Raw genomic sequence first — 11,504 nt, 5'->3', positions numbered from 1 at the left:
TCGCCGCCGCCGGCGTGGCTTGGGTCGTGCAATGCGTGGGGCCCGCGTCGCGGGCCGGGGGGGCCGCGCGCGGGCTTCCTGCGAGATCGATTCCTCCGGAGTTGCGCGCCGACCCTCGCCGCAACCGAAGGGAAAGGGGGACTTTCGTGAAGAGATCACCGGGTGGGGTGTTGGGCATCGTTCTCGTCATGGGTCTCGGCGTCGCCGGGTGCAGCGGCCGCGACGCCCGCGAGGATCTCCCGGAGAGCGCCGATCTCGGTGCGTCCGGCACGGCGCCTTTGTCCCGGTGGGCGAGCTCCCTGCCCGCGTACCGCGTGATCGGCCGGAGCGCCGATGTCGCGCGGGCGTCCGCGCTCGCCGGCGCGCTCGGGCTCGCGGCGGAGGGCTTCTGGGGCGGCGCCGCGCTCGGGGCCGACGGGGCGATTCGCTACCTCGATCGCGCGAGGTTCCAGCGCTTGCCGACGAGGAAGGCCTCCCCGCCCGCGCCCGGGTTCCGCGACGAGCGCGGCTTCGCCACTTCCAGGGGCGACGACGCCCTGGATGTCGAGGCGCTCGCCGCGCTCCGCGTGCTCCCCGAGGCGGACGCCGCGGCGCGGGCGTGGGCCGCGCTGGAGGGCGCGCGCCTGCCCGTCGGGCGCGACGTCGCCGTCGGCCACTCGCTCTTCGAGTCGGTCGACGTCCAGGGGCGCTACGTGGCGCGGGCCGCCCTCGACACGCAGGTGAGCTTTCGCGACGCGCTCGAGGGGCTCCGGCTGATCGGCCCTGGCGCCAAGGTCCGGGTGACGTTCGACGCCGAGGGCGCCGTGACCCACCTCCTCTATGCGCGGCGCGAGCTCGCGCGCGGGGAGGACGTCGCGATCGTCCCGGCCGCCGAGGCCCCCGCGCTGTGCGCCCGCGCGCTCGGCGGCGGCGCGATGGTCGCGGCCGAGCCGGAGCTCGTCTATTACGCGCCGCCGCTCTCCAGCGAGGTGCGCCGGATCCTCCCTCATTACGTGTGCAGCGGCAGGCGGCGTTTCGGCGGCGAGGTGGCGGACGTCCGCAAGGTGATCGTCCCGGCCGTCGTCGACGCTCCGCGGGCGGCGATCACCGTGCGCGAGGACGGCGAGACCCTCTCTGCGGAGGCGAGCGTCACCGGGGGGACTGCGCCATACACGTACAGGTGGGTAACCTCGGCGCGGTCGCCCGCTCCTGACCGCGCCGACGGCGGGGCGGTGCGGATCTCGCTGGACGGCCTGGCGCTTCGCGGCCAGACGGAGACGCTCTCTCTCTACGTCACGGACGCCGACGGCCTGGTCGCGACGGCGGCGTGGCAGCTCCCGTTGGCGCGCGCGGCTGGGCCCGAGGCGCCGAGCGCGCCTGCGGCGCCGAGCGCGCCCGCGGCGCCGAGCGCACCCCTGACGCCGCCGGCGGCCAACGAGGGTCGCGCCGTGGTGGGCGCCGAGTGGGTCGGGCGCTGCGGCGGCCTCGATCATTCGGCGGCGAACGTCGATGGCCTCTTGAAGAGCTTCCGGGAGGGGGGCGTCGAGCACCGCTTCAACTGGGGTGAGCTCCGCGCGTGGGAGGTGGATTTCAAGGACCCGGCGGTGGGTGGCCAGGACGCGTCGTATGCGGACTCGGTCGATCTCACGTTCTACACGGGGCACGCGAACGGCGTCGGGTTCATGTTCTGCAGCGCCATGAGCGATCGGATCCTTCATTTCAGCGACGCTCACTGGGGCAACTCCAACCTGGAGTGGATGGTCGTGGCCGCCTGCGGCCCGCTCCAGGACGACGCGGGCGCCTGGCGTCTCCGGTGGTCGAGCGCGTTCGACGGGCTGCACCTCCTGCTCGGATATGCGACCGAGTCGTTCGACGACACGACCGAGGGGTCGATGTTCGCGAGCCGCCTGCTCGACGACACGAGCCCGGCGCCGCTCCGGCAGGCGTGGGCGACGACGGCGATCGAGGTCCAGCCCGACGACAAGGTGATCTATGCGATCATGGGGGTCTACGGCGCGGGCTGGACGCTCCCCAACTACGACGATCATTTCTGGGGCAAGGGCCCGGTCGGCCCGGACCTGTGGGGGAGCGCGAGGGCCGGCTTCTGGCGGATCTCCGGGCCGACGTAGCGCCGCGTCTCTCCGGGGCCCGCTCGCGCCTTCGTCCGGCGTAGAGACCGCACGGTCCTGCGCTGGTCTCCTTGACAAGGCGGGGCGGCCGTCGGCTACGCTATCCGGCACGGCGTCATGCCATAGGAGAAGCCCGTGAAGCGCACGTGGACAATCATTGGGGTCGCTGATGTGGCTCGCAGCTTCAACTGGTATCGGTCGCTCTTCGGCCAGCCGGAGTCGTTGCCAGCTCATGACTATTTCGGCCAGATCCTCGACACGGACGGAACGGTCTTGCTCTGTCTTCACAAGTGGGGATCCCACGAGCACCCGACGCTCGTCAGTCCCGATCGAGCGGAGCCAGGCAACGGGCTATTGCTGTTCTTCCGGGTGGACGATTTCGACGAGGCGCTGGCACGCGCCAGGGCTCTCGTGAGTCAGCTCGAGGAGGAGCCCCAGACGAACCCCGCCACCGGGACCCGCGAGTTCGCCCTCCGCGATCCGGACGGCTATTACGTCATGGTCAGCGCGCTCACCTGAACGCGCATCCGCTCCTTCGCGCGGCGGCGCACGGGATGCATCTCGTTCGCGGCTTATCCACGGCGTCAGCTGGACCGAGCGACCGATGAGCGCCTCCCTCACGCTGATCGTACTGCGGTGCTCAGACCTTGGCGCGAGCCTCCGCTTTTATGAGCGGCTCGGCCTATCCTTCGCGGAGGAGAAACACGGGGAAGGTCCCGTTCACTACGCCGCGCGGGCCGGGCATGTGCTCCTCGAGCTCTATCCCGCAGGTCGAAGAGCGGGGACTGTTCGTCTTCAGCTCAGCCTGCCCTCGGCCCAATACCTCACGCTCGAGGAGGCAAAATCGCCTTCGTCGTCATCGACCGGATTCGTGCTGGAAGATCCCGACAAGAATCAGATCGAAGTCTGTCGGACCACCAGGGACGAGCGAGAGCTCGCCGTGTCGCCGAGGGGCTCCGCCGTGTCGGACCACCCGTTCGAGCTCTGGCTTGAGTTCGAGCATTGGATTTCGCCTCCGGATGAGGACCCAACGGACGGGTTCTTCAACATGCTGATTGGCCTACCGGACGGGACCAAGTACGCCGTCAACGTCTGGACGTACGCCATGCTGGAGTCTGCTCGCCGCGAAGCCGCCCAGCAAGGCGAGAGCTTGTTCGGAAGGTACCTTGAAGCTCCGGACCTGTTCGTCGAGCGGATGGACCGCTCGCTGCTGGAAGCCGTCGTCGCAGACATGATCGCGTCCGGGCGCTTGCGCGAGTCATGGAGGGTGGCTTCCGAATTCGAGGCCAGCTGACACATCGAGCCGACCTTGCTGCGCCTCGCGCTCGACGGGGAGCTCCAGCGCTGGCGCACCGAGGCTGCGGGCCATCGCGGGCCTTCTGCGTTTCAGCGCCTGCGACGCCGCGCGACGAGGGCGCCCAGGGCCACGAGCGCCGCGAACCCGCGCTCGCTGTTCTCCGCGGATCCGGCGGCGGCGGCGCGGCAGCCGCCGTCCGGCTCCTCGCTGCCGCCGGAGCCGCCGGAGCCGCTCACGCTCGCCATACCGCCCTGACCGCCGGTGCCGGCCATGCCGCCCGCGCCGCCGCCGCCCTCGCCCACGCCGCCCGCGCCGCCCGTTCCACCGGAGCCGCCCGCGCCGCCGCTTCCGTCGGAGCCGCCCTGACCGCTGGAGCCGCCGATGCCACCGGAACCGCCGGAGCCGCCCATTCCACCGGCGCCGCCGGAGCCGCTGGCGCCTCCCTGACCGCCTGCGCCACCGTGACCACCAGAGCCGCCCGCGGCGCCCATTCCCCCGGAGCCGCCCGCGGCGCCCATTCCCCCGGAGCCGCCCGCGTCGCCGCTTCCGCCGCTGCCCTCCGGGGTGATGCCGCCCTCGTAGATCTCCGCGCTTCCATGCGCCTCGGGGTCGCCGTCTCCGGACGAACACCCGGCCAGTAACCCCCCGAAGACCAGGACGCGATTGCCATCGAGCAGCACGGACGACGGAGCGTCGCGCAGCCTGCTCATGTTCTGCACCGTCGACCAGCCGTTCGTCGCGGGGTCGTACACCGCCGCGCTGCGGAGGGTGCACTCGTTGCCGCCGGTCCATTCCTTGCCGCCCGCGATGAGCACCATTCCGTTCCCGAGCAGCGTTGCCGTGTGACGCCGGCGCGCGACGTCCAGGGGCCCCGTCACGAGCCAGTCATTCGTCGCCGGATCGTACACCTGCGCGTGCGGGACGCGCGCCGCGCCCGTGACCAGCACCCGACCCTCGGCGAGCAGCGTCGCCGTGAAATCGGCGGGCGGCATGAGCAACGCTTGCGTGGGCGTCCAGGTATTCGTGGCCGGGTCATACCGATCGGCGCCGTCGCCGCTCACCACGAGCACGCTGCCGTCGAGCAGCCTCGTCGCCTTGTGCCCGGAATGCGCGAAGGTCAGCGTCCCGGCCGGGGAGAACGTCCCCGTGGCCGGGTCGTAGAGCTCCGCCGTCGCCGGGTTGCCTGCGCCGCCGCTCACCAGCACCTTCCCGCTGTGCAAGACGACCGCCGAATGCCTCGATCGCGAGGCGCCGAGCGAGCCCGTCGCCGCCCAGGATCTCGTCGCCGGATCGTAAAGCTCGGCGACCGCCGTCCCGCCGCCCACGGCGAGGATACGACCGTCCGGGAGCCGCAAGAGCGCGAGGCTCGGGTCGTGGTGCGCGACCATGGCGCCGGTGAGCGCCCACGTGTTGCTCGCCGGATCGTAGGCCTCGGCCGTCGACGGAGAATCGCCGCCCACGACGAGGATCTCGCCGGTCGAGACCCGGATCGACGCGGGCTTGCGGCGCGCGCGCGAGAGCGGCGCGACGTCGCTCCAGGCGTTCGTCGCCGGATCATAGATGTTCGCGGACAGGGTGTCGTTCCAGTCGTTGTCGTACCCGCCGGCCACGAGCACGCGGCCATCGGCGAGCTCGGCCCACGTGCCGTCGTGCCGCGGCACGGGCATGTTCCCGGCCGGCGTCCACGCGGGCTGGCAGCCGACCGGCACATCCCCGACGCAAGCGCCCGCCTGGCAAACGCCGTTCGCCGTGCAACCGTCGGCGCTGCCGCACACGGCGCCGCTCAGCGGCGTGCAGGTGCCGTCCGCCGACGCGCCCGCGTCCACCGCGCACGCGTCGCACGAGCCCCCGTCACACGCGGTGTCGCAGCAGACGCCGTCGACGCAGAAGCCGCTCGCGCACTCGCCCGCGAAGAGGCAAGGAGCGCCCGGGGCCGCGAGCGTGAGCACCTCGACGCTCGCGCTCCCGCCGCCGGCCACGAGCACCCGCCCGCCCGCGAGCGCCGCGGCGGTGTGGCCGCTCCGGTCCGTGTTCAGGTACTTGCCGAGCGACCACGCCCCGCTCACCGGATCGTAGACCTCGGTGATCGCGCTGCCGCCGGCGACCAGCACCCGCCCATCGGCGAGCGGTGTGGCCGTGTGACTGTCGCGGGCGACGTTCAGCGGCGCCGCGGTCGTCCAGGTGTTGCTCGCCGGATCGTAGAGCGCCGCGCTGCGGTTCGTGGAGGAGAACCCCTCTCCGCCGTGATCGGTGTAGCCGCCGGCGACGAGCACCTTGCCATTCCCGAGGAGCGTCGCGGTGTGGCCTCTGCGGTTCTGGATCGAGCCCGCGGCCGTCCACGTGCCCGTGGCCGGATCGTAGCGCTCCGCGCTGCCGATGGGGTCGCCGGAGGGGCCCACCCCGGCCACCACGAGGACGTCGCCGTCCGGCAAGAGCGCGGCCGCGTGCGAGGAGCGCGCCTGCGCCATCGACCCCGCGTCGGTCCACGTATCCGCGACCGGATCGTAGATCTCGCTCGACCTCATCACCCACTCTTCGAACTCGCCGGCGGCCACGAGGATCCGGCCGTCGGGCAGGAGCGTCGCGGTGTGGCGCTCGCGCGGCGCGAGGAGCGGCGCGGCGAGCGTCCATGTGTCCGTGGCGGGGTCGTAGATCTCGACGGCTTCGGTCACGCCGCCGGCCACGACGACCCTGCCGTCCGGAAGGAGCGTCGCGGTATGCCCCGTGTGCGGCGTGCTCATCGACGCGACGAGCGTCCATGTATTCGTGTCAGGGTCGTACACCTCGGCCGTGGCGCTCGCTCCGCCGGCCACGAGGACCTTCCCGTCGAGCAGCCGTGTCGCCGTGTGTCTGCTCCGGGCCACGTTCATCGACGGCGCCACGTCCCAGCGTGGCGCCGTGAGCGCGGCGGCAGCCGCCCCGACGCCATGCTCCTTCGCGCGACTTCGCGGCTCATCGGCGCCATGGCATCCGAGCGCCGCGGTGAGCAAGACAGGGGCGAGGCGGCGCAAGAAGGAGGCTGAACGCACGCTCGACGATAGCGGTCTCAGCGCCTTGGCTGTCAAGAGAAAGCGACGGACGCGGCGGATGGAACACCGCGGAGCTTCGTCCACATCAAGCCTCGCGGGGCAGGGGACGGGGTCAGTACCCGAGCCACTTCGGGTCGAGCTCGATGGAGTATTGGTCCACGAACCTGAACGCCACGCCCCCCGCGTCCCCGCTCGCGCGGATCGTGTACACCGACTCGTTCGCCTGAGGCCGATGGTCCGTCGGGCTGAACGAGATCGGCCCCGCCGTCATCCCGTCGAGGACCACGTTCTGGAACGACTCCAGCGCGCTCTTCAGGTCCTCTCCCGTCGGCCGCTCCCGCCCCGCGTCGACCGCCCGCTCGACGGCCTCGCGCCACATGAGCGCCGCCGCGTGGCCCTGGACGTAGAACTGGTCCTGATATCGATCGAGCGGGTGATCGTCCTTCTCCCGGTACACCCGGTGGATCCGCAGCATCTCCGCCATCCCGCTCGAGTGCTGCGTGTCGCCGTAGATCGGGACCGGGAACAGCCCGTAGAAGATGCCGGCGCAGTTGGCCCCGCAGATCGACAGCGTGCGCTCGCCGATCCCCCAGTTGTTCGCCATCACCCGCAGCTGCCAGCGCTTCCTCCCCGGGAACCCGTGCCCTGGAAACGCCTGATCGATGAGCCTCTGCGCGGCGGCGGCGCCCTTCCCGACGAAGGACGAAGAGACGACGCTGTTGCCCGCCCAGAACCAGCTCGTCGGGACGTAGGACGGGTCCGCCCGCTTCTTCTCGATCTCCCTCTTCACATAGCGGGTCACCGCCTCGACGATGAGCCCCTCGTCCTCGAGCGAAGACGTCTGCGGCACGACGAGATCCTCGCCGAGCAGCATGCCGGGCAGGTGCTCCACGTACGATTTGCCCGCCGCCAGCGGATCGACGCAGTATAGACACCGATCGATCGTGTCGTGCACCATCGCGATGCGCCCGGGCGCGATCTTCCAGGCCGCCTTCACCCCGATGCGGATCGCGGTCGAATAGTCCGTGGCCGGGAAGAAGATGTACGGATAGCCCGGGCTCGTCTTGTGCTCTGTCGCCGAGATGCTCTGTCCGAGGGCGTTGAACTCGGCGTAGGGCACGTCCGCCGAGATCGGCACCGGCGTGGCGAGCGAGCCGGCGTACGAGCCGGGGATGATGAGCTTCTTCTCCTCCGCGAGCTTCGGCGCGACGCGCGTGGTCGGCCCGGTGCCGAAGACGAACAGCGTGGAGACCTCGCTCCACACAGGCTCCCGCCGCCACGCCGCGATGACCTCCTCGGTCCTCGCCGGGTCGTACTGCGCGTCCCTCATGTCGACCTCGATGGGACAGCCGCGGATCCCCCCCTGGCTGTCGTTGAGGTGACGCAGGTAATCGTAGACTCCGTAGCTGTACGGCGGCGCGATGTCGGTGGCCATCCCGGTGGCGCCGGTCGTGATCCGGACGCGGAGCGTCCCCGCGCAGCGGGCGCCCGCGGCCGCGGCGGACCCGGCGAGCGCGGCCGCCCCGGGGGCGACGGAGCGCGCCTGCCCGTCCGGGCGGCGCGCGGAGATCGCCACCGCCGCGATCAGGGCGGCCACGCCGAGCGCCCCGATGAGGTAGCTGCGCTGCTGCGGCGTGCCGGCCGCGCGGAGGGCCGGCTTCAGGCTCGTCGAGTCGGACGTCGCGCGCGCGGGTCGCGGCGGCCCCGCCGTCCGCTGCCCGAGCTCCTCATCGAGGGGCGTCAGGGCCTGGAGGCGCCGCCCGTCCGAGCCCTCGATCGCGCTCGGGCGGGACAGGCGGGGCTCCAGGATCACGCTCGGGCGGCCCGCGCCCTGGTCGATGTACGCCTTGATCTGCCGCTGCACGCTGGCGCGGCGCTCCGCGAACACGGCCAGCATCCGCGCGCCGATCTCGTCGGACCGCACGTCCTCGCCGGAGGCGCGCAGGTAGTCCTCGAGCGCCGCGCGCATCTCCTGCGCGGTCGCGTACCGCTTCGCCGGGTCGCGCTCGAGAGCCCGCGCGACGATGGCGTCGAGCGCCGGCGGGATGTCCGGGTGGACGAGCGAGGGCCGCTGGATCTCGTCCACGGCCGCGAGCTTCCAGAGCGCGCTCACGGGGTCGCCCCCGAAGAGCCGCTCCCGCGTGAGGAGCTCCCAGAGCACGATCCCGGCCACGAAGACGTCGGCCCGCCGGTCGATGTCGGCGCTGTCGGCCGCCTGCTCGGGCGCCATGTAGGACGTCTTGCCCTTCAGCTTCCCGGTCTCGGTGAGGTCCGCGTTGATGGACGCCTTGGCGATGCCGAAGTCGAGCAGCTTCACCGCGCCGTCGTACGTGACGAAGATGTTGTGCGGGGAGACGTCGCGGTGAACGATGCCGAGCGGCGTGCCGTCGTAATCGCAGAGCTCGTGGGCGTAATGGAGGCCGCCCAGCACGTCGGCCACGATCCGGACCCAGACGCCGCGCGTGAAGCCGTCCGCGCCCGGCTCCCCCTGGGCCATCGCCCGCATGATCGCGTTGAGCGGCTGGCCCTCCAGATACTCCATCACGGTGAAGTAGCCGGCCTCGTCCACGCCGACCTCGTAGGTCTGGACGATGTTCGGGTGGTTGAGGCGCGCCGACAGCTTCGCCTCGTCGAGGAACATCGTGACGATCTTCTCGCCGTCTCCGCCCACGCCGCGGTGGCGCTTGACGACGACGAGCTTGTTGAACGACCCCGGCCCCCGCGCGATCGCCAGGAACACGTCGCCCATCCCGCCCCGGCCGAGCTTCGCGATCGGGCGGTACTTGCCCATGATCGCCGTCTGGGTCGGCTCCGCGTCCGAGCTGTCTTGACCCGTCCCCACCATGTCCCCGGCCGTCCTCAGACGCGCGCGCCGCTCCGAGGGAACTCGCTATGGGAGCAAAGACCGATATCCTTGTCAACGCCCCCGGCCCGAGACGCAGGCCCGATGACCGCTGCGGGCCTCGTCGCCGTGGGTCGGGTGGGCTTCTTGGGTTGCGTGGGTTGCGTGGGCTGGGCGCGCAGCGCGCGGCGAAGCCGCTCGCCATCTGGCCGTTCGGGTCGCGGCATCGATGGAGTTCTGTGGTGACACGGCCAAGCTGGCATCATGAATTCGAAGCCGGTTTGCGCTTTGTCGTGAGGACGTTATTTGACGGCACTGCGGTACTCCGGCGGGGCGCCGCGGCGACCGAGATCGGTCGCGAGCACGCGAGGCGCGTGCCCGTCGGCGGTCGCCGGTGACGGCGGCGGCTCAGGGCGCCTCGGGGCGGCTCCCGCGGGAGCCGCGCGCCGGAGGCGGAGGCGCGGCGGGCCGTGCGCGCTCGAGGTGCTCGTAGGGCGCGAGCGTCATCAGCCGCGTGTCCTCGACGGGGCCGCCGACGGTGAAGTGGTAAAGGCTCTGCACGTCGTCGCCGGCGATGCCGCACAGCTCGTGGAACACGTCGTCGAAGTAGCAGCCGATGCCGGTCGCCCGCACGCGGCCGCCGCCGTCCCGCGCGGCCTCGGCCTCGAGGTACAGCGCGTGGCCGAGGACGCCGGCCTCCCAGAAGAGCCGCCGGTACCACGGCGCGCCGCGCTCCCGGACCGTGGCGCCGAGGTCGGCGACCATCCCGAGGCTGAACGCGCCGTCGGCCGCGATCTCCTGATGGCAGCTCACGATCTGCGCCGCGCTCCGCAGGTCGGCCTCGGAGAGGCGATAGAGCCGCAGGTGATCCGGACACCCGCGCGGCTTCTCCCACGCGAACGGGTGCGCGAGGGCGGCCTTCAGCCGCTCGTGCGCGGCCTCCGACCGCTCGAGCGCGTAGAGGCCCGGGTCGAGGCCGCGGACGCGGTGCACGAAGACGACCGCGTGCACGAGCGGCGCCCACGGGAGCGCGTCCCACGGGGGCACGCCGGGGCGGGGGAGGAGGTGGTCGAGCATGGCGTAGAACGACCCGGCGCCGAGCGACGTGCGGCCGTCGTACGCCGTGGCGCTCCGCCGCGTCCGGAGGATCTCCGACGCCGGCGCGCCGCCGCCGTCGTCCGACAGCGGCGGCAGGCCGCCCTCCAGGGGGGCGGCCGGCTCCTCGGTGTGGGCCTTCCAAGTGGCGCCGGCGACGTCCTCGATGACCTCCCAGTCGACGTGGCTCGGGCTCAGCGCGTTCGCCCGCCCGGCCCACGCGCCCTCGCCGGTGAGGCGGGTCAGCTCGGCCGCGCGCGCGGCCGCCGCGCGGGCCGCGGCGAGCGCCGCCTCCCGGCCGAGCGGCGCGGCGGGCACGACGAGCAGCGCGGCGTCCGGGTGCTCGCGATCCGCCGCCGCGACGGCCGCGAAGTCCGCGGCCCGGTCGAGGCCGAGCAGCGCGGACAGCTCGCCGTCGCCGAGATCGTCGAGCAGCACCGCGGACCAGCCGAGCGCGGCCGCGGCGTAGCGGACGGCGGCGATGGCGTGACCGGCGTCGTGCTGGCAATAGCGGAACGCCCGCTCGCCGTACTTCCACGCCTCGCGCCAGTGGACGGAGCTCAGCCCCACGAGGAAGCCGCCGGCCGGGAGGAGCCCCGCGAGCGCGCGGGCAGGGCCGGCGCCCAGCGCGCATCGGCGCTCGAGCGCGTGATCGCGGCTCACGTAATGATAGACGCCCGCCGGAAGCCCAGGCGCGCCGACCGAGAGGAGGTATCCCTCGGTCGGGTGGAGATTCCCGCTCGAGGGGTTGCAGCGGAGCGCCCAGCGCGAGCCTCGGTATTCCTTCCAGGCGGAGAGGCCGAGCGAGAGCTCGAAGAGGGCGGCGATGGAATCGAGCTCGACCGCGGCCGGCGGGATCGCGCCGGGGCGGTAGAGATCCCGGTACGCCGCGGCGAGCCCGCCGGCGCGGAGCGGCAAGGGGACGACCGGGGCGCCCTCGAAGGTGCGGAATGGATCCGGCTGCGTGCTCCAGTCCATGGCGCCCGGGCCGCGCGCATAACGCCTCAGGTGATGCTTCGTGCGCGTATGATATGAGAGCGCGCGCTCGACGGGGCTTTGGGACATGGGCCGCTCGTCGCGCTCAGGGTAGCAGCGGCGCGGGGCGCCGCTACCGCGCCGAGCGGACTCGTCCG

General features: G+C 72.4%; 6 protein-coding genes. 3 read left to right on the top strand and 3 right to left on the bottom strand.

What is annotated here, in order from left to right; translation table 11 throughout:
* Positions 1-167: 167 nt before the first annotated feature.
* The 3 genes from WME83_RS25425 to WME83_RS25415 all read left to right on the top strand — a co-directional run bounded on the left by WME83_RS25425 (position 168) and on the right by WME83_RS25415 (position 3,402).
* The gene (locus WME83_RS25425; RefSeq protein ID WP_437321875.1) at positions 168-2,108 is read left to right on the top strand and encodes a DUF6345 domain-containing protein; all 1,941 of its coding nucleotides are present in this window, start codon (positions 168-170) and stop codon (positions 2,106-2,108) included.
* 135 nt (positions 2,109-2,243) lie between these two features.
* Complete coding sequence (locus WME83_RS25420; RefSeq protein WP_437321874.1) at positions 2,244-2,627, top strand: VOC family protein; 384 nt, start codon at positions 2,244-2,246, stop codon at positions 2,625-2,627.
* 85 nt (positions 2,628-2,712) lie between these two features.
* Positions 2,713-3,402 carry a hypothetical protein gene (locus WME83_RS25415; protein WP_437321873.1) on the top strand — a complete coding sequence of 230 codons (690 nt, stop codon included), beginning with the start codon at positions 2,713-2,715 and terminating at the stop codon, positions 3,400-3,402.
* A 92-nt stretch (positions 3,403-3,494) separates the two neighbouring features.
* On the opposite strand, the gene WME83_RS25410 is transcribed toward WME83_RS25415, so the two are convergent.
* From WME83_RS25410 to WME83_RS25400, 3 genes are all read right to left on the bottom strand, one after another.
* Positions 3,495-6,275 carry a Kelch repeat-containing protein gene (locus tag WME83_RS25410; protein WP_437321872.1) on the bottom strand — a complete coding sequence of 927 codons (2,781 nt, stop codon included), beginning with the start codon at positions 6,273-6,275 and terminating at the stop codon, positions 3,495-3,497.
* A gap of 271 nt (positions 6,276-6,546) precedes the next feature.
* A complete protein-coding gene (locus WME83_RS25405) occupies positions 6,547-9,225 on the bottom strand; it encodes a protein kinase domain-containing protein (protein ID WP_437321871.1) in 2,679 nt (892 codons plus the stop codon).
* Between the two features lie 459 nt (positions 9,226-9,684).
* Positions 9,685-11,436, bottom strand: coding sequence for a nitroreductase (locus tag WME83_RS25400; protein ID WP_437321870.1), 1,752 nt, complete (start codon positions 11,434-11,436; stop codon positions 9,685-9,687).
* Between the last annotated feature and the right edge of the window lie 68 nt (positions 11,437-11,504).

The organism is Sorangium sp. So ce385, from assembly GCF_051474135.1.
GTDB classification, from domain to species: domain Bacteria; phylum Myxococcota_A; class Polyangia; order Polyangiales; family Polyangiaceae; genus Sorangium; species Sorangium cellulosum_D.
Note: the sequence above shows the minus strand (reverse complement) of the source record. Positions and strands in the feature narration are given on the sequence as shown.

Bases quoted from the DNA above. Each gene is read 5' to 3' on its own strand.
- WME83_RS25400 (WP_437321870.1), bottom strand. From the start codon at position 11,436: ATGTCCCAAAGCCCCGTCGAGCGCGCGCTCTCATATCATACGCGCACG.
- WME83_RS25415 (WP_437321873.1), top strand. From the start codon at position 2,713: ATGAGCGCCTCCCTCACGCTGATCGTACTGCGGTGCTCAGACCTTGGC.
- WME83_RS25410 (WP_437321872.1), bottom strand. From the start codon at position 6,275: ATGAACGTGGCCCGGAGCAGACACACGGCGACACGGCTGCTCGACGGG.
- WME83_RS25405 (WP_437321871.1), bottom strand. From the start codon at position 9,225: ATGGGCAAGTACCGCCCGATCGCGAAGCTCGGCCGGGGCGGGATGGGC.